Below are 20,742 nucleotides of genomic sequence, written 5' to 3' on the forward strand. Positions count from 1 at the left end.
CATGAAATTTGAAGGCACCGATACCTATGTCGCCACCCGCGACCTGACCCTGGCAGTCAACGCCGCCATCGCCCTGCAACGCCCGCTGCTCATTAAGGGCGAACCGGGCACCGGCAAGACCCTGCTCGCCGAGGAAGTGGCCAGTGCGCTGGGCATGCCGCTCTTTCAATGGCACATCAAGTCGACCACCAAGGCCCAGCAGGGTCTCTATGAATACGACGCAGTTTCCCGGCTACGCGACTCGCAACTCGGCGACCCGCGCGTCGAGGACATCTCGCATTACATCGTGCATGGCGTGCTGTGGCAGGCTTTTGAATGCGACGAACCCTCAGTTGTGTTGATCGACGAGATCGACAAGGCCGACATCGAGTTCCCCAACGACCTGCTGCGCGAACTCGACCGCATGGAATTTTATTGCTACGAGTTGCACCGCACTATCAGGGCAAAGCACCGGCCGCTCATCATCATTACCTCCAACAACGAAAAAGAGTTGCCGGACGCCTTCCTGCGCCGCTGCTTTTTTCACTACATCAAGTTTCCCGACAGGGAAACGATGCAGCGCATCGTCAGCGTGCATTTCCCGGTACTCAAGCACGAACTGCTCAAGGAAGCGCTCGAAGTCTTTTTCGATCTGCGCGAGGTCCCCGGACTCAAGAAGAAGCCGTCGACCAGCGAACTGATCGACTGGCTGAAACTGCTGCTGGCCGAAGATATCCCGCCCGAAGCCCTGCGCGCCAGCGAGGCCAGGGATGCCATCCCGCCGCTGCATGGCGCCCTGCTCAAGAACGAACAGGATGTGCACCTCTTTGAACGTCTGGCTTTCATGGCGCGCCGCAAGACGTAAATGCTGGTCGATTTCTTCCTGCACCTGAAAGCCCGTCAGCTGCCGGTGTCCACCAACGAACTGCTGGCCTTGCTCGAAGCCCTTGACGCGCGACTGGTCAGTGGCAGCCTCGACGATTTCTACCTGCTGTCACGTGCTCTGCTGGTCAAGGACGAGGCGCTGTACGACCGCTTCGACCGGGCCTTCGGCGAGTATTTTCGCGGCATCGAATCCCTCCCCGGCTTTGCCCCGGAAGTCCCGGAGGAATGGCTGGAACTGGCCGCACGCCGCCATCTGTCGGAAGCGGATCGCCTGAAACTGCAGAAACTCAGCTACGAGAAAATTTTCCAGCAATTAAAGGAGCGCCTGGCCGAGCAGAAGGAACGCCACTCGGGGGGCAGCAAGTGGATCGGCACGGCCGGCACCTCGCCCTACGGCCACGGCGGCTACAACCCTGAAGGGGTACGCATCGGCGGCGACTCAGTGGGCAACCGCACTGCAATCAAGGTATGGGACCAGCGCGAGTTCCGCAATCTCGATGACACGGTCGATCTCGGCGTACGCAACATCAAGGTCGCCCTGCGCCGGTTACGCCGCTTTGCCCGCAAAGGCGCCGCCACCGAACTCGATCTCGACGGCACCATTGCCGGCACCGCCCGCAACGGCGGCTGGCTTGACCTGCACCTGCGGCCCGAGCGCCACAATGCCGTCAAGGTACTGCTCTTCCTTGACATCGGCGGTTCGATGGATGATCACATCCAGGCCTGCGAGGAACTGTTCTCGGCCGCCCGGGCCGAATTCAAGCATCTCGAACACTTCTACTTCCACAACTGCGTCTATGAAGGGGTGTGGAAGGACAATCGCCGTCGTCACAGCGAAAAGCTGTCAACCTGGGATGTCATCCACACCTACGGGCCTGATTACAAGCTGGTTTTCGTAGGTGATGCCAGCATGAGCCCCTACGAAATCGCCCGTCCCGGCGGCAGTGTCGAACACTGGAACGAAGAGGCCGGCGCTGTCTGGCTCGAACGCCTGCTTACCACCTGGCCGCGTGCCGCCTGGCTCAACCCGCTGCCGGAAGCCCACTGGAACTACACGCCATCCATCCAGATGATCGATCAACTGCTCGGCAAACGGATGTTTCCGCTAACCATCGACGGCCTGGAACGGGCCATGCGCAGCCTGTCGAAATAGCGCTGAGAAGAGCGTCTGTCCGCGTGTGAAAAAAACCCACGCAGTCCGATATTGGACGTAGAATCTCCGTGCATAAACACTGTTGGCCAACCATGTTTCGTAAATACGCACCTGCCCTCCTCCTTATCGGCATAGCCACCTGCCTGCCAGCCTGCGCGCCGGTAGCCATCTCGGCGGCCGGGGTCGGGGCCAGTGCACTGTTCACCCATCACAGCAATGGCCAGGCTTCGCGCACCTTTACCGCCACCCTGCCCCGGGTCCACGTGGCGGTACTTGCCGCCCTGAAAAAGATGTCGATCAAACCCGGCCCAACTGAGAAAATCGAGCAGGGTGAGCGGATCACGGCAAAAGCCGGTGGCCGCACTATCGAAATCGAACTGGAAGTCCTGACGGCAAACACCACCCGCATGCGTACGATTGCCCGCAACGAAGGTGGCCTGACGCTGGACTCGGCGACCGCCACCGAAATCACCAACCAGACCGAAGCTGCCGTTGGCCGCGGCTGACCACGCCGGCAGCAAGACGGGCACTGGCGCTTAAAGCGGGTCCAGCCCGCAGCGTTGTCTCGCCCGGTTACAGGCGGCATGTTCGGTATCGAACTCCCGGCACGGCGACGGACGACTGCCATAGATACTGCAACCGACCTGAGCCCCGATCTCACCAACGAGGGCAACGCAGCGCGCTGCCGCCGCATCGGTACCGGCCATGCGAACGATATTGGCGTTAACCGGCACGGTCATGTGCAGCGGCACACCCGCCTCCCAGGCAAATGCACCGCCAGCCAGTTCGGCCGGATGAAAATCGACGCGAAAGCTGACGCAGCAGGCACCGCAAGTCTGGCAGACACTCATGGCAGGCTGACCCGACAGCGCCACAGTTCGTGGCCGGAGGCGAGATATTTCTTCTCGAAGGGCGTCATCGGGTCAGCCGTCTGCCACGGTTCGGCAACCACGGGCTGACCTGAAAGAAGGCTCAGGGCCAGCGCCATTTCCTCGATGTAGATGCGCCAGTTGCTGCGGCATTCGACTTCACCGCCCAGTTCGCGCCACACCGGAAACACCGCGTGGCCTTGCCAGCGCCGGGCCAGATGGCCGATTTTCGGCCACGGATTGGGGTAGAGGTTGTAATGCCGAGACAGACGAATCCGGTGCTCGGCGAGCAGGCGCCAGAAATCGACCAAATCGGCCCGAATGAGCAAGGCATTGGCCGGCATCGGCAAGGGCTTGCCACGACTGATGCGGTCGAGCGACTGATCAACGCCAAGAACAAAATGATCGGGAAAGGTTTCGGCAATGCGCTGCGTACTCCAGCCAACACCGCAGCCGGCATCGAGAATCAACGGTGCCTCGCGATTCCAGGCGGCGCGGGCCGCCATCGCCAGGGCAAAGGCGGCGCGGTTGTAATCAGCCACCGGCTTGCGGAACGGGTGCGCCATGTGGCGGCGGACCAGTCCCTCCAGATCACGGTGGGCCCCCTCCTGGGCGCTGGCGATAAAGCGGGAATTTCCTGACATGGTGCTATCCATCATGCCGCCAGCTGTTGCTGGGTAAGCAGCCCCTCGGCCATCAGCGCGGCATCAATCTCGGCGGCCCCCTTGATCGGGCGCAGCAAATCGTACAACACTGCAGCCTCCGGGTAATGACGGCGCAGCATGGCCAGCCATTGCTTGAGCCGGCCGCCGGCATGCACCGCCACCACTTTCTTGCGCACCCCCAGCCAATAGTCGCCCACGGCCGGCCTGATTTCCGCCCAGCCGTCCGTCGCCTCGCCGCGCACCCGCCGCGCCAGGAGCGGATCGGCGACGGCGCCACGACCAATCATGATGTCGGGGCACCCGGTCGCCAGTTGGCAGTTGCGAAAATCCTCGACGGTCCATACCTCGCCGTTAGCAATCAGCGGAATGGCGATGGCGGCACGCACCCGGTCGATCCACTCCCAGCGCGCTGGCGGACGATAGCCGTCCACTTTCGTCCGGCCATGCACGATCAGTTCGTCGATACCTGCGGCAGCCAGGGCCTGAGCGTTGTCTATGGCCCGACTGGTGTCGTCGATACCGAGGCGCATCTTGGCGGTGAACGGGATATGTGCGGGGACTACAGCGCGCACGGCGCTGGCAATTTCGTTGAGCAATTCGGGTTCGCCGAGCAGGGCTGCGCCGCCGCGATGACGATTGACTGTCGGCGCCGGGCAGCCGAAATTGAGGTCGATGCCAGCCGGGTTGAGCGTCACTAACCGCCGCGCATTCTCAGCCATCAGGCATGGGTCTGACCCGAGTAACTGAACCCGCATTGGCGTCCCCGCTGCCGTCCGGCCACCGTTCAGCAGTTCCGGGCAAATCCGCTCGTAGGTCTTGACCGGCAGAACATTGGCCGACACCCGGACAAACTCGCAAATCCCCCAATCGTATCCGCCAATGGCCGTCAGCACGCCGCGCAACAAATCGTCGGCAAGCCCTTCCATGGGGGCGAGAAGAATGCGGGACATCGTTAGTTCCGGACAAGGCGTTATGAAGGCGGGCATTATAAGCCGCCCGACGACCAGCCCAGTCGGCCGCCGGGATTTCGCCGCCCGCGAACCTGCCTTACGGCCTGGCGGGGACGGCTTGCCAGCCCTCAGGACAAGCCTGCGTGTAGGGGTAGTACATGGCGCTCGACCCGCAGTAATACCAGGAACCCGATGCATTGGCAGGCTGTGCTGGAATGGGTGCGGGCAGTTGCACCACATCATTGGGCTGTTGCGGATAATACGGCCCGCCATAGTAAGGATCGGCATAAGCCGGCCGGCTCCGTTCCGCCATGATGGCCAAGCCGGTCAGCGCACCAAACACAGCCAGGCCAGCCCAGCCCGAGCCTCCACCGCCATGGTGACTATATCCCCCGTGACCATAGCCACGTTGGGCATAAGCCGGCGGCACCAGCAACGCCAGGGCCAGCAAGGCGGGAAGAATAAGTTTACGCATGATCGACTCCTCGGCATCGCGGAACCGACAAGGCTCCAACCTCAGTATAGGCGGCATCCGGCGACACGTTGCAACGCTGACAGATGATTACGCCTCAGGCACAAGGCTCGGCAACGCTGGGGCCTGACGGATGCTGATCGTCAATGTGTGCAAAGGGCCCAGTCCGGTCGTCGAGCGGGAACAAAGCTGCCGCTCAGCCAATTCGCGGTTCAGAAAAATACACGGTTCCGAACTACCGTTGGCGATCTCACCCAATCGGCCATAGGCCGCCGACCAAAATCTCCCGACTTAGATGCCTTCACCTCGTGTGCTTACTCAGTTTTTCACACGCCACCAAGGCCTTCCTTGAGCAATGCATCGAGGAAAGCTTGAGCCGGTAACGAGAGAATCTTGCTGCTCAGGTGCACGACATTCCATGCCTGCTTGAGCGGGAATCCTTCAACTTCGAGGATAGCCAGACCATCCCGCGCGAAACCGTTACCCAGCGCATGGCGCGAGAGAACGGACAAGCCCATGCCGCTAGCGACCAGATCACGAATCGCCTCATTGCTGGCGAGCGCGAGACGCACTTTGAGTTGCGTACCGAGCGCCTGCATGTGCTGATCGATAACGTGACGTGACCCGGAACCCAGTTCGCGCAAAAGGAACGCTTCGCTGGCCAGGTCCTGGATCGAAACAGGTTTGCCGACGGCCCAATGGGTAGCCGGGGCAATCACGACATACTCATTGTCAAGAAAGGGCAGACTGACGATATCCAGATCATCAGGTGGATAGGACATTACGTAGAGATCGTCCTGATTGTTGCGCAGGCGCTCGACAATTTTTGCGCGGTTGGCGATCTCCAGTTCGATATCAATATCCGGATAACGCTGGCAAAAGGCGCCCAGCATGCGGGGAAGAAAATACTTGGCGGTGGTGACCAAGGCGACACGCAATTTGCCACGTCTCAGCCCTTTCAGCTCGTCGACTGCCGACTCGAATCGATTCCAGATGTCATCGAGGCTGCGCACCGTTTTGAGCAATTCCTCACCAGCGGGCGTTAATGCAATATCGCGCCCGGTCTGTTCGAAAAGAGGTAGGCCGATAGTCTCCGAAATTTGCTTTATCTGTATGGAAACAGCCGGCTGAGTCAGGTGGAGTGCGTCCGCCGCTTTGGTAAAACTATTCAGCCGGGAGACAGCAGCAAAGGTTTCCAGCTGGCGAAAGGTAATGCGACGACGTGGCATATATAAGCCTCAACAAATTATTGGTCATCAATTGTTTAATTGGATTTTATATGTTTCAGCAACGATAGTGGCATTGCAAGCACTGCAAATATCGACCCGACCTTTTCAAGGAGACCCGAAGTGCGTAAATACACCAACAACAGCCCGGAAGCTGGTGCCCGCCTTGTGGCACTGGCATTGATGGCCGACGGGGCCATTGATCGCAGTGAAATCCTGTTGCTTGAGCGGCAGAACGTGATGGCTCGACTCGGCCTGGACAACGAGCAGTTCGACGCGATCTATTACGAATACTGCACGGACATGCTGGCCAGTGCACAACGCCATGCTTCCGGGCGACTCGAACTGGATAAACTGGCCATCAAAGCGCTGCTCGACGAAATCAGCGATCCCGTGCTGCAGAAAAAAATACTGCGCATCTTGCTTGATATCGTCCATGCCGACCATCGCCTGACTGCCGGCGAAGCCTCATTGATTGCACTGGCCCTCGAGCGCTGGGACATGAACTTGTGCGGCATGACCGATTCATCCGTCCCGCGCCATTGCCTGTCTTCAGATACGCCAATCCGTCACGGCTCAACGGTCAGCAGTACCGGAGCAAGTCATCATGTTGCCACTGGATAGACTACCGACCAGTGCCGCCGCAACGCCGTTGCGCAGCAGCATCCTCCGTGAGTTCGTCATGCGCCAGGACAGGCCGGCCCGTGATCAACGGGTTGATTTGCCGGAGATTCAGGAATCCTTTCGCGTCAGTTTCAGCGATGCCGCGGTGGCAGCATCCGCTGACGATATACGAACTGTCCTGCAAAACGCCCGGCCGACCGATGAGCGGAGCACGACCGAGCGCCAGTTGCAGGCCTATCTGGCGATTGCCAACTTATGAAATGCCGCACAAACAACTCATAAGTTACACCAAATGTATTATAGAAATTTGTTTAATTGGATTTAATAAATTAACACACGCATAGTGTCCCCGTGCCCACCGAAATGGGACGAAACCGAAACACTAATCCGACTTTCAAGGAGATTCAAAATGCGTAACTACCCTACCGACAGCCCCCAAGCCATGGGCCGCCTCGTTGCCCTGACCCTGATGGCTGACGGCGCCATCGATGCGAGTGAACTGAAACTTCTCGATCACACGGACAGCATTCATCGTCTGGGCCTCAACGAAGAGAGCTTCGACAAGGTGATTCACGAACTGTGTGACGACATGCTGACCAGCGCCCACCGCACTCTGAGCGGACACCTGGAACTTGACGTGAAGAGCATTGACCTTCTGCTCGCCGAAGTTCAACACCCCTTGTTGCAAAAACAGGTGTTGCGCATGATGCTGGATGTCGTCAATGCCGACAGGGAGCTCTCCGGTGGAGAGGCTGTGCTGGTGGCCGAGGCCATGAAGCTCTGGGAAATCAACCTGCATGAAGTCGCTGACAGCTCGGTTCCCTCCCTGAGCACGCGGACCCGGCGTCACTATGAGCACGCGCATGCCTGACTGTTGAATGCTTCCGGATCGTTGTAATCCGGAGCGAGCACAAAGGGGAGTAGCTCTTCGTCGCGGCGTCGTCAGCACGGAATGATTCACTGGTTCCCGGCGTCACGGGTGGTTCTGGCAACAGGGCCGCGAGCAAGACCTTTGCAGCACCTCAAGCGCAGACGACACTCAAAAGTGCACTGGCCAGGCGCTGTCTCAAGGTTTTACTGAGCGGGAGAGAATACTCATGGAAACGATTGGCACCTGGTGGATGTGGTCCGGCTTTTTTGTCATCGTCCTCATTATGCTGGCCATCGACCTCTTCGTCGTCGGCGGCAGCAAGCAACACCGAGTCACGCTCAAGGAAGCAGCCACCTGGTCGGGAATCTGGGTCGGCGTCTCGCTCATTTTTGCCGGCGCTCTCTGGTGGTACCTCGACGGCACTGCCGGGCGGGAACTGGCCAACCAGAAAGCGCTGGAATACATCACCGGCTACCTCATCGAAAAATCGCTGGCCATCGACAACGTTTTTGTCTGGCTCATGTTGTTTAGCTTCTTTGCCATTCCGCTCGAACTCCAAAAACGCGTACTCATCCTTGGCGTGCTCGGTGCCATCATCATGCGCACGGTGATGATCTTCGCCGGCGTCTGGCTGATCACCCAGTTTCATTGGCTGCTCTACGTGTTCGGGGCCTTCCTGCTGGTCACCGGTATCAAGATGTGGTGGTTCGCCGACGCCACCCCGGACCTTGCCAACAACCCCGTCATCAAGTGGATACGTCGCCACATGAAGGTGAGCGACGAACTGCACGGCGAACGCTTCTTTATCATCAAGGAAGAAACCGGCAAGCTCGCCCGCTACGCCACGCCCCTCTTCCTCGTCCTGCTCCTCGTCGAATTCACCGACCTGATCTTCGCGGTCGACTCGATCCCGGCCATCTTCGCGATCACCACCGACCCATTCATCGTGCTGACCTCGAACATCTTCGCCATCCTCGGGTTGCGCGCCATGTACTTCCTGCTCGCCGATATGGCCGACCGCTTCTCCCTGCTCAAGTACGGGCTGGCCATCGTACTGATGTTCATCGGCGTCAAGATGCTCCTCATCGACCTTTTCAAGATCCCGGTGGCTGTCTCACTCGGTGTGGTCGCCGCGATCATCGCCACATCGATCATTCTTTCCTTGAAAAAGGATGCCCGTTCCAAGGCGACATCGTAAATGCATACCCAATAACATCGACCAATGCCTGCATGCTTATCCTTAACTGAGGAGAGGTAGTCAGGCTGCTGGTCTTGTTTTCCCCAATCGGATTCTCAACTAGAATCCCGCCCCATGCTGCGCTTCGTACTCGATACCAATGTCGTTCTCGACCTTTTCCACTGGGCCAATACCGATGCCGTGCCAATCATGGCGGCGCTGGAGGCTGGACAGATCGAGTGCGTTGTAGACGAACGCACACTCGACGAATTACGTCGCGTCCTGACCTACCCGCAACTCAAATTGACACCGGAGATGATTGCCGAGCGTTACGCCCGCTACAGCGGCCTCGTCCAGGTTTTCCCCGAGGGCGAGGCACCGCCCCTGCCGCGCTGCAAGGACCGGGATGACCAGAAATTTCTTGAACTGGCGGCACGCTGTGGTGCGGATGCCCTGGTCAGCAAGGACAAGGCGCTGTTACAGCTGCGGGGTCGGACCAAGCTCGGCTTCCAGATCATGAAGCCGGCTGGCGCCGTACGGATTCTCGGCGCAGCCGGCGCAGCCGGCGAAACCGGGATGCCAGGCTAGCCCGACACCCCGCACCGATCAGTTTTCGGTGATGGCGTAGCTGCCGTCCTTGGTCCATTTGACATTGGCGTCAAGGAAGTAGGCCTTAATCTTCGGATTGGCCTTGCGTGCCTTGTCGAGAGCATCCCCACTACGTCCACCAGCCGAGCAGAAGAAGATGACGGGCTTGTCGGTAGGCAATTCGCCAGCCCGCTTTTCAACCGTTGCCACCGGCATGTTGATGGCCCCCTTGAACGTACCCAGGGCAAACTCTGCCGGATCGCGCACATCGACGAGGAAGACCGAGTCAGATGCTTCCTTGAGGATTTTCTCGAAAGAGGCAATGGCAATTGCATCCTTGTCGGCTGTTGTCTGGATGACGACCTTGGCGGCCGGCGCACCAGTCGTCGGCCCGGCGCCATAGAGCTTGACCCAGCCCGGATAACCTTCCGGCACCACCTTGACCTGCGTATAACCAAGCTTGACCGCCTTGACGGCGGAATCGGAACTCAGCTTGCAACTCAGACCCTCGCAGTAAAAATACAGCGGGCTGGCCTTATCGGCCGGCAGGCGGTCCACCATCTTGTCGAAATCACCATCCGGGATATTGACCGCACCGGGAATGTGTCCCTTGTCGAACTTGCGCTCTTTCGGCCGGGAATCGACCAGGGTCAGCGGCGCGCCTTCATCGAGTTTCTTCTTCAGGAAGGGCAGTGAAACTGCCCCCATGTTGCCCTTCTTGATCCACTCCGGATAACCCCCGGCGTAAACCTTGATGTTGGTGTAGCCAAGCTTCTCAGCCTTGAAGGCCGAGTTGTGACTGAGCATGCAGTCGACGCCTTCGCAATAGAAGATCAGCAGCGTCGCCTTGTCGGTCGGTAGTTGATCGGCGAGTTTGTCGAAATCACCGTCATGAAGATTCATGGCAGTCGGAATATGGCCGGGGTCAAACTTTCGTGTCGCCGGCCGCGAATCGATGATCTGCACACCATCCGGCTTGGGCAACACGGCATATTTGGCGACGAAATCGGCATCAACCAGCTGGCTGTACCAACCGGCCTTCGGAGCTTCGACCGAGGTATCGGCGGCAGATGCAGTGGCAACAACGAAATCACCGGGAACGAAGGCAAGTGCAACGAGCACGCCTGCGCATAGCAGATTTAGACGACGTTTCATGTTTTCCCCTGTACTTGGATGAAAAAATGGAAAAGCCATTTTCCAGGAACCAAACGGCCTATTCCAGCGTACGAATTCATGCCCCGCTGACACGAAAATCACGTCCAAATATTAGCTCAATCGAATATGTCGAATATTTCATTTTCCTGACCCAGATCAAGGGTCGTGCAAATTTATCTGCTGTCGCCGGACTCAAGCTTCGCGCCGCCGGAACACCCAGCTTTTGTCGTCGGACGCTTCGGGTGCAAAGGCATAGCCATCCTCGGCAAAATCCTTCAACCCCTCCGGCTCGGTCAGCCGATTGACCACCGCGTAGCGCGTCATCAGGCCGCGCGCCCGCTTGGCGTAGAAGCTGATGATCTTGTATTTGCCGTTTTTCCAGTCCTCGAATACCGGCTGAATGAGCCGGCCCTTGATCTTGCGGCCGATGGCAGCCTTGAAATACTCCTCGGAGGCGAGGTTGACCACCACCGGCCGGGGCATCCCGGCCAGTTCGGCGTTGATCGCCTCAAGCAGGCGCTCGCCCCAGAAAGCGTAGAGATCCTTGCCCACCTTGTTGGCAAACCTGGTCCCCATCTCCAGCCGGTAAGGTTGCATCAGATCGAGTGGCTTGAGGATGCCGTAGAGGCCGGAAAGGATGCGCACGTGTTGCTGAGCAAAATCGAGATCGTCTGCCGCCAGGGTTTTGGCGCTGAGGCCGTCATAGACATCGCCATCAAAGGCCAGCACGGCCTGCTTGGCATTTTCCGGGGTAAACGGCAGCGACCAGTCGGCGTAGCGGCTGAAATTGAGCAAGGCCAGGGGATCGGAGAGATCCATCAAATTGGCTATATCGGCCGGCGAGAGCTTTCTCAGCTGCTTGATCAGCGCTTCCGATTGCTTCAGGTACGCCGGCCGGCTGTGTGTGGCAACGTGCGGTGGCGTCTTGTAATCAAGCGATTTGGCGGGTGACAGGAAGATAAGCATGGGCTGACTCGAAGGTTTGTGCTGTGCGTCATTTTAGCGGCTGGTAAAATCCCCACTTTGATTTTTCTGGAACACCGATGAAACGCACCCGCTTTGGCTCTCGCGACCGTCTTTCCCGCGATGCGGCCGAACTGCAACGTCTGGCCACCGGCCTTTCCGAATCCGGCGGCAAGCTGGAAGACGCCTACTGGGAAGCGCAACTGGCTGAAGTCGTCGACAGTCTGCTCAAGAGCGGTGCCGAGGATGACATCAACACCGCCCTCGACCGCCTGTTCGAGGCCAACCCGCGGGCCCACGACGAACTGGCCGACATGGTCGAATCACGCGCCGAAGCCAACCGCATCGAGGTCAATGGCCAAGCCTTCGACATCCAGCTCTTTGCCGCCCCCATCCTCGCCTGGTCGCGCTTTTCCATCCCTGCCAGCCCCCTGCCCAAGAGCACCCTGCAGGCCCTTAACGTGCAACTCGGCGCCCACGTTTTCGGCAACGATACCCGTATCGCCCTGGCCGATTTCCTGTTCAGCCCGGACCAGTTGCCGCGCAGCTTCTGCGACACCTGGCAACTGACCAAGCAACTCGGCGAAGCCGCCCTGGCTGGCAATCACCTGGTGGTCGACACCGACGGCATGGCCGAAACCAACCGTTTCCTGTCTGATGTCCGCTACATCGTCGGCACCATCGCCGTGCCGCACGGCAAGCCGCTGTTCCGCTGGAACGAAAAGGATGGCACCAAGGAAACGGCACTCAAGGAGTGGATCAAGCAGGGCAGCCCGAACCTCGAACCGCTGCTCACCGGATGCGCCTGGCAGCCGCTCCTGCCGGATTCCTACCACGCCTCCTGCCGCAATGCCGACCGCCTGTCGCGGCCATATTCGCTCAAAGCTTCGGTCGCCTTCCTGCAAAGCATGCTCGGCCTCATGCCGGCCGATATCCGCGCCGTCGTCGGCCCGTGCTACGACCGCCGCATGGAGGAATACCGCGTCGGCCTCGGCCCGACCACCGGCGACGAGATCTATCACGGCATCGTCTGGCCGCTGCTCGGCGCCGAAGATGAAGCGACCGATGCCGCAGGCGAAATCGAGGCCGTGCTGCGCGAAGCCGGGGTCAAGGATGTACTTTTCCTCGACCACCACTTCCCCATGGAGTTTTGCGACGACTGCGGCGCACCGCTTTTCCCCAACCGCGAAGCCGAACTGGTGCACGCGGAAATGCCGGAACAGCCGACAACCAACTCGCAAGTCCTGCATTGATGAACAAGCCGTCGAACGCTGACTGGCTGGCCCGAAGTCAGGCCGCCGTCTGGCATCCGTGCACGCAGATGCAGCACCACGTGCAGACGGGTTCGCCTGGCCACCTGCCCCTGGTCCCCATCGCCCGTGGCGAGGGGGCATGGCTGGTCGACTTCGATGGCAAGCGCTACCTCGATGGCATCAGTTCGTGGTGGACCAACCTCTTTGGTCATGCCAACCCGCGCATCAACGCGGCGCTCAAGGACCAGCTCGACATCCTTGAACATGTCATGCTGGCCGGCTTTACGCATCAGCCGGTGGTCGAACTTTCCGAACGCCTGTCGGCCCTGACCGGCGGCGCACTCGGCCATGCCTTTTACGCCTCGGACGGCGCGTCGGCGACCGAGATCGCGCTGAAGATGAGCTTTCACTACTGGCGCAATATCGGCCGCCCCGAGAAAGCCGAATTCCTCTGCCTGCAGGGCAGTTACCACGGCGAAACGGTCGGCGCACTGGCCGTCACCGATGTCGCCATCTTCAAGGATGCCTACGCGCCGCTGGTCCGCGCCGCGACGGTCATTCCTTCGCCGGACTTCCGGCAGGCCGAAGCGGGTGAGTCACCGGCCGATGTCGCCCGTCGCGCTGCTGCCGCACTGGCAAGCCACCTCGAAAAACACGGTGAAAAAATCGCCGCGCTGATTATTGAGCCTCTGGTTCAGGGTGCCGCCGGCATGGCCATGTACGACCCGGAATACCTGCGCCTGGCCCGCCAGTTGTGCGACCGCCACAACGTGCACCTGATCTGCGACGAAATCGCCGTTGGCTGCGGCCGCACCGGCACCTTCTTCGCCCACGAGCAGGCGGCTATCCGGCCCGACCTGATGTGCCTGTCGAAAGGCATCTCGGGCGGCTATCTGCCACTCTCCATCGTCCTCAGCAGCGACACCATCTACAACGCCTTCCTCGACGATTCGGTGGCCCGCGCCTTCCTGCACTCACACAGCTACACCGGCAATGCCCTGGCCTGCCGGGCCGCGCTGGCGACGCTCGATATTTTCGAGCGTGATAACGTGCTGGCCGCCAACCGGGAAAAGGCGCGAAAAATCGCCGCCACCCTCGCGCCGCTGGCCGACCATCCGCAAGTCCGGCACCTGCGCCAGCACGGCATGATCGCCGCCTTCGACGTAAGCACCACCGACCCGAATTTTTCCCGCAAGTTCTACCGCGCCGCGCTGGACCGCGAAGCCCTGATCCGGCCGATCGGCAACACCGTTTACCTGATGCCACCGTATATCGTCAGCGACGAGGAAATCGGACATCTGGGAGCGGCGATCACGAATGCCCTGGCAGACGCCCTCGGTAGTTAATCGATGGCCACCGGCCAGTTCACAGAACCTGCCACAGAAAGCCCGACAAGCAGGCCCCAACGACTATCGACTCACCCCGAACATGCGGTCTATCGTCGTTCGATGTGAGAAAATATTCCTGTCCAACAACTAACCGCTTACGGCCTGATAATGGCTTACACAATGTCGTGGGAAAGCAAAGGTGTCTACAAACACTTTTCCGGCCATGTCGCCTATCCCGAATACGCAAGAACGCAGGAGCTGGTTCTGTCTGATCACCGAACTGACACTATCCGCTACGTCATCAATGACCTCCTCGCGGTTGAGAGCTATTCAATCACGACAGATCAGGCAGAATACCTGGCGGCATTCAATCGGGGCCCGAGTATCTATAACCCTCACCTGCGCATTGCCTACGTAACGACTGATACGAAAATCCGGATGCTGATCAAGCTGGTTGCCGTCATTTCATCGTATGAGCTCTTTGTTTTCCCGACACTTGCGGCGGCGCGTGAATGGAGCGCTGCCCTGGTGTAGTACCAATACACGCCAGACAGACGGCAAAAAACACACTGCCAAACGCAGTGGCTGCACTGCGAAATGCGACATTCCCGGCTGCCTGCGGGAAAATAGGCCCCCATGACACACTCCCTGCTTGAAACCCGCCTGAGCACCGAACTTGCTGAAATTGGCGCCGCCGGCCTGACCCGCCGCCGCCGCGTTCTGGAAGCCCCTTGCGGCCGGATGGCAACCGTCGACGGCAAAAATGTGCTGAATTTCGCCAGCAACGATTACCTCGGGCTGGCTGGCAATGCCGACATCGCGCAAGCCCTGGCCGCTGGCGCCATTCAGTGGGGCGCCGGCAGCGGCGCGTCGCACCTGGTCAGCGGCCATCTTTCGCCACATGAAACGCTGGAAAGGGAAATTGCCGCCTTCACCGGTTTCCCCCGCGCCCTGACCTTCTCCACCGGCTATCTCGCCAACCTGGCCGTCACGCCGACCCTGGCCGGACGCGGTGATGCGGTATTCGCCGACAAGCTAAACCACGCCTCCCTGATCGACGCCATGCAACTGGCCAAGGCCAACGGGGCGGAGGTCCAGCGCTATCCACACAATGACGTCGCAGCCCTGGAGAAACTGCTGGCCGCGAGCGTGGCAGCTCACAAGATCATCGTCACCGACGCCGTTTTCAGCATGGACGGCGACCTCGCCCCCCTGCCGCTGCTTTTCGCGCTGGCCGAGCGTTACGATGCCTGGCTGGTGATCGACGACGCGCACGGTTTTGGTGTTCTTGGCCGGCACGGCACAGGTAGCCTCAGCCACTTCAACCTGCCGGCCTCGCCGCGCATCTTGCTGATGGGAACCCTGGGCAAGGCGGCGGGTGTCGGCGGCGCCTTTGTCGCCGGTTCGGAAACAGCCATCGAATACCTCCTGCAGAAAGGCCGCAGCTACATTTTCACCACAGCCCAGCCCCCGGCCATCGCCTGCGCACTATCAAAGAGCCTCGACCTGATTAAAAACGGCGATACCCTGCGGGCCAGCCTGATGGCCCGTATCGGCCAGTTACGCGATGGGCTGGCCGACCTTCCGCTCAAATTGCTCGCCTCGGCAACTGCCATCCAGCCGCTCATCGTTGGCCAGAACGACGCCGCCGTAGCCCTCTCGAAAGCCCTGTGGGAGCGCGGCCTGTGGGTGCCGGCGATCCGCCCGCCAACGGTCCCCAAAGGCACGGCGCGCCTGCGCATTTCCGTTTCTGCCGCCCATACCGAAGCAGACATCCATCAACTCATTCATGCCCTGAAAGAACTGTCATGAGCGCCCCTCTCATTTTCCTGCCCGGCTGGTGCGTTGGCCGTGGCCCGCTGAATGCCGTGGTCGACGCCATCGACGGCCAGTTTATCGACCTGCCCGGCTATGGTAGCGCCCCTCAGATCAGCGATTTCTACGCCGCCGCCGATGACGTCGCTGCCCGCCTCGCTGCCGGCACGACACTGGCTGGCTGGTCGCTCGGCGCGCAACTGGCCATCGCCGTCGCCGCCCGTCATCCGAAAAAGGTCGGCAAGCTCATTCTCGTCGCCGGCACCACCTCATTCGTCCAGCGCGATGGCTGGCCGCACGCCATGGCACCGGCCATGTTGGCTGAATTCGCCGCCGCTATCGCGGCCGATGTCGAAGCCATGCTGCCCCGCTTCGTCGGTGGTTTCAATCGCGGCGATGCGCGTGCCAAGGCCGTCACGCTAGAACTGCTCCAACTGGCCGACCCGCGTCCATCAGGTGAAGTGCTGGCGACCGGCCTCAACTGGCTGCGCGACATTGACCTGCGCGACCTTGCCCAGCAGATCAAAGCGCCGACCCTGCTCATCCACGGCGCGGTTGACCCGCTGATGCCGCTCGGCGCAGCCGAAGCCCTTGCCGCCCTGATTCCCGGTGCCCGACTGGCTGTTTTCGACGACTGCGCGCACGCCCCCTTCATGTCCCGGCCGGACGATTTTCTCGTCACGGTGCGTCAGTTCCTGAATGACTAATCCCTCCAAGGCGCGTGTCCGGCAATCGTTCGAACGCGCCGCATCGACCTACGACAGCGCAGCCGACATCCAGCGGCGCATCTGTACCCAGCTCGCCGCCGGCTTGCCGGAGATTACCCCGACCCGCCTGCTCGATGCCGGCTGCGGTACCGGCTATGCCCAGACCGATCTGCAGGCCCGTTTTCCACGGGCCCATGCCGTCGCCCTCGATCTCTCGCCAGCCATGCTCGACCGGGTCGCCGCACCGTGCTGCCGCCTGGCCGGCGATCTGGAAAACCTTCCCCTGGCCGATGCCTGCCTCGATCTCTACTGGTCCAGTCTGGCCGTCCAGTGGTGTGATCTCGCCACCGCCCTGCGCGAAGCCCACCGCACGCTGCGCCCCGCCGGGCAGCTGGCGCTGGCGAGCCTCGGCCCGGCTACTTTTCACGAACTTCGGTACGCCTTTGCCGACGTGGACGACTACCGTCACACCCTGACTTTTCATAGTGAGCATGAAGTGCGGAAAATCGCCGGGGCACTTGGATTTTCAGCGATCAACACAAAGAAGAACACGAAAATCGCCCATTACGCCGATTTCAAAACCTTGCTTCGTGCCGTCAAGGCAATCGGGGCCAACCAGTTGGGCGACGGACGGCGTACCAGCCTGATGAGCCGTGCCAACTTCCAGCGGGCCGAAGCCGCCTACGAGCTATTGCGTACCCCGGCCGGCCTGCCACTGAGCTACGACGTGATTTATCTCTACGCCAAAAAATGAGCCACTGCGCATGAGTCCAGCCTATTTCCTGACCGGCACCGATACCGAAATCGGCAAGACCTTCATCACCTGCGCCCTGCTCCACCGGGCGGGCCTTGATGGCCTGAAGGCTGCCGGACTCAAACCGATTGCTGCCGGCACCGATGCCGCCGGGCTGAACGAGGATGTCGAAGCCATCCGCGCCGCCAGCCATGTCGAATTGCCGCGCGAACTGATCAATCCTTATTGCTTCGCGCCTGCCATCGCCCCCCACATCGCCGCCGCAGAAGCCGGGATCAGCATTGCGTTCGCCCCGATCATGGCCAGTTGCGACAAAGCCCGGCGACTCGCCGATCTGGTCATTGTCGAAGGGGTCGGTGGCTTTTGTGTGCCGCTCGGTGCCGAGCGCAGCACCGCCGATCTGGCGTGCGACCTGAACCTGCCGGTCATCCTCGTCGTCGGCATGCGGCTGGGCTGCATCAGTCATGCGCTACTCACCGCCGAGGCTATCGCTGCCCGTGGTCTGACGCTGGCCGGCTGGGTCGCCAACCACATCGATCCGGCGATGTCGCGCTTTGATCAAAACCTGGCCACGCTACAGGCGCTGCTGCCGGCACCCTTGCTTGGCGTCGTGCCGTTTGGACCGACTGGTGGCGCTGCTGGCGCCGCCGCGTTTCTGCAACTACCCGGCGCGTAAGACCACGGCTACTTCGCGCATGCGCTGCAGCAAGGCGTCCACCGCGGCCGCCTGTTCAGCAACCACCCCCTGAACGGCCTGGTGCTCGACATGGGCGGCCTCGCCAGCACCGGCATCATCGGAAAACGTCGCCAGCAGTCCCTTTACCGTGTGCGCCTCGCGCCTCAGGAGCGCCGCATCACCGGAAGCCAGAGCGGCAGACAGGGCCTGGCAATTGGTCTCGAGATCGTCGACATACATGTCGGCCATCATCGTGAAAATCTCTTCGTCACCACCCAGGCGTTCAAGGATCGATGCCTTGTCGAGTACGAATGCGCCAACCATGTTCATCTCCATTCAGATCTGAGGTGATTCTTCGTCGCGGAAACGCTGACGGATTTCCATCACGTGCTCCCAGCCAGCCAGGAAAGCCTCGACGCACAGCGGATCGAAATGCTTGCCCCGCCCGTCCTCGAGAAACTTGCAGGCATCTTCCAGTGACCAGGCTCGCTTGTAGGGGCGCTCCGAGGTCAAGGCATCGAACACATCGGCGACCGCGACGATCCGGCCAAAGAGCGGAATCTGCTGGCCTTTGAGGCCGTTCGGATAGCCCGACCCGTCGAATTTCTCGTGATGCGAAATCGCCACTTCGGCGCCGGCCTGCATGATTTCCGAACGGCTGTCCTTGAGCATTTCGAAGCCGATCCGGGCATGGCCCTTCATGACTTCGAACTCTTCATGCGTCAGCTTGCCCGGCTTGAGCAGGATGTAGTCGGGAATACCGATCTTGCCGACATCGTGCATCGGTGCCGCTTCGAGGATCAGGCGCTGCTGGGCCAGGCTGAGATCAAGGCCGAGAGCGATAATCTGCGAGTAATGGGCCATCCGCTGGATGTGCGCGCCGGTCTCCGGGTCGCGGAATTCAGCCGCCCGCGAGATGCGGAAAATCAGTTCCTTCTCCCGCTCGCGGATTTCCACCGTACGCTCTTCAACCAGGGACGCCAGATGTTCGGCCCGGTCAGCCAGATATTTCTGCCCGGTACGCAGGGAGAGCATGTTGCGGGCGCGGGCCGAAAATTCGATACGATCGATCGGCTTGGTCAGAAAATCGTTGGCACCGCCGATCAGGGCCTCGTAGCGGATATCCTTCTGGTCATTGGCGGTAATCATCAAGACCGGGATTTCGTTGCGCCCATGCAGTGCACGAAAGGCGCTGATGAACTTGAGGCCGTCCATCTCCGGCATCATGTAATCGACGATGACCAGATCCGGCACATTGCTGCGACACCACTCCAGCGCCTCCAGCGGTTTGTCGAAGAGGATCGGATTGCACTCACCGAGTTTAAGCACCAACGCCTTGACCAGCGTCAGGTTGATGTCGATATCATCAATAATCAGGACGTCGTGCATGATCTCGCTGGCTTGCCGGTTAGTTGTTTTACGGAGTATATAATGCCCCGCCATGAAACTGCTCTTCGACCTCTTCCCCGTCATCCTCTTTTTCGCGACTTTCAAATATGCTGAAAAGAGCCCTGAACTCGCCGCCGACTGGATGGCTTCGCTGCTTGGCTTCGTCCCCGACGACATCAAGCTGGCGCCGATCCTGCTCGCCACCGTGGTCGTCATCCTGGCGACCGTCGCCCAGATCATCTGGGTACGCATCCGTCACGGCAAGGTTGACAAGATGCTCTGGGTCAGTCTCGTCCTCGTCGTCGTTTTTGGCGGCCTGACCCTGGCCTTCCAGAACGAAGCCTTCATCAAGTGGAAGCCGACCATCCTTTACTGGGTATTCGCCGCCAGCATGACCTTCAGCGCCTTCGTTCTCAAAAAGAACGCCATTAAGGCCATGCTTGGCGAGCAACTGAAACTGCCTGAACCGGTCTGGGCCCGGGTCAATCTGTCGTGGATCGCTTTTTTCCTGGTCATGGGTGTCCTCAATCTGGTCATTGCCTTCAATTTCTCGACCGACACCTGGGTCAATTTCAAACTGTTCGGCGGCATGGGCCTGATGCTTGTTTTCGTGCTCGGTCAGGGTCTGCTGCTGTCAAAGTATGTTGAGGAAGAAAAATAATGCTGTACGCCATCATCGCTGAAGACAGGGCCGGGACGCTGGACCAGCGCCTCGCCGCCCGCCCCGCCCACGTCGAACGCCTGCAGGCGCTGCAGGCGGAAGGCCGCCTGATCCTGGCCGGCCCCTGCCCGGCCATTGACTCCCCCGATCCAGGCCCGGCCGGCTTCTCGGGCAGCATCATCATTGCCGAGTTCGCCTCGCTTGAAGCGGCCCGCGCCTGGGCCGACGTCGATCCCTACATCGCCGCCGGCGTCTATGAAAAGGTCGTCATCAAGCCCTTCAAGAAAGCCCTGCCAGCGTGAGCGCAGCCACCATCGAACTGCTGCGCCAGCGACTTGTCGTGCTGCAACCCGAGTCGGTCAGCATCCAGGACGACTCCCACCTTCACGCCGGACATGCCGGGGCGCGTGACGGCGGCCACTACCAGTTACAAATTGTTGCACAGGTATTTGCCGGTAAAAGTACCATTGCCCGTCATCGCATGATTTATGATGCGGCAGGTGACCTGATGCGCGGCTCGATTCATGCTCTGAGCATTCGAGCCGAAGCACCCGGCGAAGTATAATTTTTTGTTACTCCCTC

At 60.3% G+C, this 20,742-nt stretch carries 27 protein-coding genes; 18 read left to right on the forward strand and 9 right to left on the reverse strand.

The features are described from left to right. The first annotated feature begins 1 nt into the window (after window position 1). The 3 genes from HYN24_RS09750 to HYN24_RS09760 all read left to right on the forward strand — a co-directional run bounded on the left by HYN24_RS09750 (window position 2) and on the right by HYN24_RS09760 (window position 2,523). Window positions 2–844, forward strand: coding sequence for a MoxR family ATPase (locus HYN24_RS09750; RefSeq protein WP_117610298.1), 843 nt, complete (start codon window positions 2–4; stop codon window positions 842–844). After that, window positions 845–2,017 carry a VWA domain-containing protein gene (locus HYN24_RS09755; RefSeq protein ID WP_117609072.1) on the forward strand — a complete coding sequence of 391 codons (1,173 nt, stop codon included), beginning with the start codon at window positions 845–847 and terminating at the stop codon, window positions 2,015–2,017. A gap of 92 nt (window positions 2,018–2,109) precedes the next feature. Next, window positions 2,110–2,523 carry a DUF3568 family protein gene (locus HYN24_RS09760; protein ID WP_117609073.1) on the forward strand — a complete coding sequence of 138 codons (414 nt, stop codon included), beginning with the start codon at window positions 2,110–2,112 and terminating at the stop codon, window positions 2,521–2,523. Window positions 2,524–2,553: 30 nt separating this feature from the next. Here HYN24_RS09760 and HYN24_RS09765 read toward each other — a convergent pair whose 3' ends face one another. From HYN24_RS09765 to HYN24_RS09785, 5 genes are all read right to left on the reverse strand, one after another. Beyond that, entirely contained in the window at window positions 2,554–2,868 is a 315-nt protein-coding gene (locus HYN24_RS09765) for a YkgJ family cysteine cluster protein (protein ID WP_117610301.1), read from the reverse strand. Next, window positions 2,865–3,530, reverse strand: a complete 666-nt coding sequence (locus HYN24_RS09770) for a tRNA (guanosine(46)-N(7))-methyltransferase TrmB (protein WP_117610299.1) — start codon at window positions 3,528–3,530, stop codon at window positions 2,865–2,867. Before HYN24_RS09770 ends, HYN24_RS09765 begins: the two co-directional genes overlap by 4 nt. Window positions 3,531–3,541: 11 nt before the next feature. Beyond that, window positions 3,542–4,501 (reverse strand): tRNA-dihydrouridine synthase, encoded by a 960-nt coding sequence (locus HYN24_RS09775; protein WP_117609074.1) that lies wholly within the window; start codon window positions 4,499–4,501, stop codon window positions 3,542–3,544. Between the two features lie 97 nt (window positions 4,502–4,598). Then, window positions 4,599–4,976 (reverse strand): hypothetical protein, encoded by a 378-nt coding sequence (locus HYN24_RS09780; RefSeq protein WP_117610303.1) that lies wholly within the window; start codon window positions 4,974–4,976, stop codon window positions 4,599–4,601. 323 nt (window positions 4,977–5,299) lie between these two features. Then, window positions 5,300–6,202, reverse strand: a complete 903-nt coding sequence (locus HYN24_RS09785) for a LysR family transcriptional regulator (RefSeq protein ID WP_117609075.1) — start codon at window positions 6,200–6,202, stop codon at window positions 5,300–5,302. Window positions 6,203–6,322: 120 nt separating this feature from the next. On the opposite strand from HYN24_RS09785, the gene HYN24_RS09790 reads away from it, so the two are divergent. The 5 genes from HYN24_RS09790 (at window position 6,323) to HYN24_RS09810 (ending at window position 9,459) form a co-directional block, all read left to right on the forward strand. Then, entirely contained in the window at window positions 6,323–6,823 is a 501-nt protein-coding gene (locus HYN24_RS09790; protein ID WP_117607778.1) for a TerB family tellurite resistance protein, read from the forward strand. Further along, complete coding sequence (locus HYN24_RS09795) at window positions 6,807–7,082, forward strand: hypothetical protein (RefSeq protein ID WP_162888571.1); 276 nt, start codon at window positions 6,807–6,809, stop codon at window positions 7,080–7,082. Before HYN24_RS09790 ends, HYN24_RS09795 begins: the two co-directional genes overlap by 17 nt. Before the next feature lie 150 nt (window positions 7,083–7,232). Then, a complete protein-coding gene (locus HYN24_RS09800) occupies window positions 7,233–7,694 on the forward strand; it encodes a hypothetical protein (RefSeq protein WP_162888572.1) in 462 nt (153 codons plus the stop codon). 226 nt (window positions 7,695–7,920) lie between these two features. Next, window positions 7,921–8,892, forward strand: a complete 972-nt coding sequence (locus HYN24_RS09805) for a TerC family protein (RefSeq protein WP_117609076.1) — start codon at window positions 7,921–7,923, stop codon at window positions 8,890–8,892. Between the two features lie 114 nt (window positions 8,893–9,006). After that, window positions 9,007–9,459 carry a putative toxin-antitoxin system toxin component, PIN family gene (locus HYN24_RS09810; RefSeq protein WP_117609077.1) on the forward strand — a complete coding sequence of 151 codons (453 nt, stop codon included), beginning with the start codon at window positions 9,007–9,009 and terminating at the stop codon, window positions 9,457–9,459. 18 nt (window positions 9,460–9,477) lie between these two features. Here the strand turns inward: HYN24_RS09810 and HYN24_RS09815 are convergent, their stop codons facing one another. Both HYN24_RS09815 and yaaA read right to left on the reverse strand, forming a co-directional pair. Beyond that, the gene (locus HYN24_RS09815) at window positions 9,478–10,614 is read right to left on the reverse strand and encodes a rhodanese-like domain-containing protein (RefSeq protein WP_117609078.1); all 1,137 of its coding nucleotides are present in this window, start codon (window positions 10,612–10,614) and stop codon (window positions 9,478–9,480) included. A 192-nt stretch (window positions 10,615–10,806) separates the two neighbouring features. Further along, entirely contained in the window at window positions 10,807–11,580 is a 774-nt protein-coding gene (gene yaaA / locus HYN24_RS09820) for a peroxide stress protein YaaA (RefSeq protein ID WP_117609079.1), read from the reverse strand. A gap of 77 nt (window positions 11,581–11,657) precedes the next feature. Here yaaA and HYN24_RS09825 point away from each other — a divergent pair, with 77 nt between their 5' ends. The 7 genes from HYN24_RS09825 to bioD all read left to right on the forward strand — a co-directional run bounded on the left by HYN24_RS09825 (window position 11,658) and on the right by bioD (window position 18,110). Then, window positions 11,658–12,830 (forward strand): DUF2863 family protein, encoded by a 1,173-nt coding sequence (locus tag HYN24_RS09825; RefSeq protein ID WP_117609080.1) that lies wholly within the window; start codon window positions 11,658–11,660, stop codon window positions 12,828–12,830. Further along, the gene (bioA, locus tag HYN24_RS09830) at window positions 12,830–14,176 is read left to right on the forward strand and encodes an adenosylmethionine--8-amino-7-oxononanoate transaminase (RefSeq protein ID WP_117609081.1); all 1,347 of its coding nucleotides are present in this window, start codon (window positions 12,830–12,832) and stop codon (window positions 14,174–14,176) included. The genes HYN24_RS09825 and bioA overlap by 1 nt, the downstream gene beginning before the upstream one ends. Before the next feature lie 162 nt (window positions 14,177–14,338). Then, window positions 14,339–14,692 carry an STAS/SEC14 domain-containing protein gene (locus HYN24_RS09835; protein ID WP_162888692.1) on the forward strand — a complete coding sequence of 118 codons (354 nt, stop codon included), beginning with the start codon at window positions 14,339–14,341 and terminating at the stop codon, window positions 14,690–14,692. Between the two features lie 102 nt (window positions 14,693–14,794). Beyond that, window positions 14,795–15,970 (forward strand): 8-amino-7-oxononanoate synthase, encoded by a 1,176-nt coding sequence (gene bioF, locus HYN24_RS09840; protein WP_117609083.1) that lies wholly within the window; start codon window positions 14,795–14,797, stop codon window positions 15,968–15,970. Continuing rightward, a complete protein-coding gene (locus HYN24_RS09845) occupies window positions 15,967–16,680 on the forward strand; it encodes an alpha/beta fold hydrolase (RefSeq protein ID WP_117609084.1) in 714 nt (237 codons plus the stop codon). Before bioF ends, HYN24_RS09845 begins: the two co-directional genes overlap by 4 nt. Further along, window positions 16,673–17,434, forward strand: coding sequence for a malonyl-ACP O-methyltransferase BioC (gene bioC / locus HYN24_RS09850; RefSeq protein ID WP_117609085.1), 762 nt, complete (start codon window positions 16,673–16,675; stop codon window positions 17,432–17,434). Before HYN24_RS09845 ends, bioC begins: the two co-directional genes overlap by 8 nt. A gap of 10 nt (window positions 17,435–17,444) precedes the next feature. Then, the gene (gene bioD / locus HYN24_RS09855; RefSeq protein ID WP_117609086.1) at window positions 17,445–18,110 is read left to right on the forward strand and encodes a dethiobiotin synthase; all 666 of its coding nucleotides are present in this window, start codon (window positions 17,445–17,447) and stop codon (window positions 18,108–18,110) included. On the opposite strand, the gene HYN24_RS09860 is transcribed toward bioD, so the two are convergent. Then, complete coding sequence (locus tag HYN24_RS09860; protein ID WP_162888693.1) at window positions 18,096–18,434, reverse strand: Hpt domain-containing protein; 339 nt, start codon at window positions 18,432–18,434, stop codon at window positions 18,096–18,098. The genes bioD and HYN24_RS09860 overlap by 15 nt on opposite strands. A gap of 12 nt (window positions 18,435–18,446) precedes the next feature. After that, entirely contained in the window at window positions 18,447–19,499 is a 1,053-nt protein-coding gene (locus tag HYN24_RS09865) for an HD-GYP domain-containing protein (RefSeq protein WP_117609088.1), read from the reverse strand. Window positions 19,500–19,551: 52 nt separating this feature from the next. Here HYN24_RS09865 and HYN24_RS09870 point away from each other — a divergent pair, with 52 nt between their 5' ends. Genes HYN24_RS09870 through HYN24_RS09880 form a run of 3 tightly spaced genes read left to right on the forward strand, consistent with a single transcriptional unit; the run spans window position 19,552 to window position 20,725 of the window. Beyond that, window positions 19,552–20,160 (forward strand): septation protein A, encoded by a 609-nt coding sequence (locus HYN24_RS09870; protein WP_117609089.1) that lies wholly within the window; start codon window positions 19,552–19,554, stop codon window positions 20,158–20,160. After that, a complete protein-coding gene (locus HYN24_RS09875) occupies window positions 20,160–20,462 on the forward strand; it encodes a YciI family protein (protein ID WP_117609090.1) in 303 nt (100 codons plus the stop codon). Before HYN24_RS09870 ends, HYN24_RS09875 begins: the two co-directional genes overlap by 1 nt. Continuing rightward, window positions 20,459–20,725 carry a BolA family transcriptional regulator gene (locus HYN24_RS09880; RefSeq protein WP_117609091.1) on the forward strand — a complete coding sequence of 89 codons (267 nt, stop codon included), beginning with the start codon at window positions 20,459–20,461 and terminating at the stop codon, window positions 20,723–20,725. The genes HYN24_RS09875 and HYN24_RS09880 overlap by 4 nt, the downstream gene beginning before the upstream one ends. The last annotated feature ends 17 nt before the right edge of the window (window positions 20,726–20,742 follow it).

It is taken from the genome of Dechloromonas sp. HYN0024 (assembly GCF_003441615.1).
Lineage (GTDB): Bacteria > Pseudomonadota > Gammaproteobacteria > Burkholderiales > Rhodocyclaceae > Azonexus.

Coding starts and splice junctions, on each gene's coding strand:
- HYN24_RS09750 (WP_117610298.1), top strand. CDS start 2: ATGAAATTTGAAGGCACCGATACCTATGTCGCCACCCGCGACCTGACC.
- HYN24_RS09755 (WP_117609072.1), top strand. CDS start 845: ATGCTGGTCGATTTCTTCCTGCACCTGAAAGCCCGTCAGCTGCCGGTG.
- HYN24_RS09760 (WP_117609073.1), top strand. CDS start 2,110: ATGTTTCGTAAATACGCACCTGCCCTCCTCCTTATCGGCATAGCCACC.
- HYN24_RS09765 (WP_117610301.1), bottom strand. CDS start 2,868: ATGAGTGTCTGCCAGACTTGCGGTGCCTGCTGCGTCAGCTTTCGCGTC.
- HYN24_RS09770 (WP_117610299.1), bottom strand. CDS start 3,530: ATGTCAGGAAATTCCCGCTTTATCGCCAGCGCCCAGGAGGGGGCCCAC.
- HYN24_RS09775 (WP_117609074.1), bottom strand. CDS start 4,501: ATGTCCCGCATTCTTCTCGCCCCCATGGAAGGGCTTGCCGACGATTTG.
- HYN24_RS09780 (WP_117610303.1), bottom strand. CDS start 4,976: ATGCGTAAACTTATTCTTCCCGCCTTGCTGGCCCTGGCGTTGCTGGTG.
- HYN24_RS09785 (WP_117609075.1), bottom strand. CDS start 6,202: ATGCCACGTCGTCGCATTACCTTTCGCCAGCTGGAAACCTTTGCTGCT.
- HYN24_RS09795 (WP_162888571.1), top strand. CDS start 6,807: ATGTTGCCACTGGATAGACTACCGACCAGTGCCGCCGCAACGCCGTTG.
- HYN24_RS09800 (WP_162888572.1), top strand. CDS start 7,233: ATGCGTAACTACCCTACCGACAGCCCCCAAGCCATGGGCCGCCTCGTT.
- HYN24_RS09805 (WP_117609076.1), top strand. CDS start 7,921: ATGGAAACGATTGGCACCTGGTGGATGTGGTCCGGCTTTTTTGTCATC.
- HYN24_RS09810 (WP_117609077.1), top strand. CDS start 9,007: ATGCTGCGCTTCGTACTCGATACCAATGTCGTTCTCGACCTTTTCCAC.
- HYN24_RS09815 (WP_117609078.1), bottom strand. CDS start 10,614: ATGAAACGTCGTCTAAATCTGCTATGCGCAGGCGTGCTCGTTGCACTT.
- yaaA (WP_117609079.1), bottom strand. CDS start 11,580: ATGCTTATCTTCCTGTCACCCGCCAAATCGCTTGATTACAAGACGCCA.
- HYN24_RS09825 (WP_117609080.1), top strand. CDS start 11,658: ATGAAACGCACCCGCTTTGGCTCTCGCGACCGTCTTTCCCGCGATGCG.
- bioA (WP_117609081.1), top strand. CDS start 12,830: ATGAACAAGCCGTCGAACGCTGACTGGCTGGCCCGAAGTCAGGCCGCC.
- HYN24_RS09835 (WP_162888692.1), top strand. CDS start 14,339: ATGTCGTGGGAAAGCAAAGGTGTCTACAAACACTTTTCCGGCCATGTC.
- bioF (WP_117609083.1), top strand. CDS start 14,795: ATGACACACTCCCTGCTTGAAACCCGCCTGAGCACCGAACTTGCTGAA.
- HYN24_RS09845 (WP_117609084.1), top strand. CDS start 15,967: ATGAGCGCCCCTCTCATTTTCCTGCCCGGCTGGTGCGTTGGCCGTGGC.
- bioC (WP_117609085.1), top strand. CDS start 16,673: ATGACTAATCCCTCCAAGGCGCGTGTCCGGCAATCGTTCGAACGCGCC.
- bioD (WP_117609086.1), top strand. CDS start 17,445: ATGAGTCCAGCCTATTTCCTGACCGGCACCGATACCGAAATCGGCAAG.
- HYN24_RS09860 (WP_162888693.1), bottom strand. CDS start 18,434: ATGGTTGGCGCATTCGTACTCGACAAGGCATCGATCCTTGAACGCCTG.
- HYN24_RS09865 (WP_117609088.1), bottom strand. CDS start 19,499: ATGCACGACGTCCTGATTATTGATGATATCGACATCAACCTGACGCTG.
- HYN24_RS09870 (WP_117609089.1), top strand. CDS start 19,552: ATGAAACTGCTCTTCGACCTCTTCCCCGTCATCCTCTTTTTCGCGACT.
- HYN24_RS09875 (WP_117609090.1), top strand. CDS start 20,160: ATGCTGTACGCCATCATCGCTGAAGACAGGGCCGGGACGCTGGACCAG.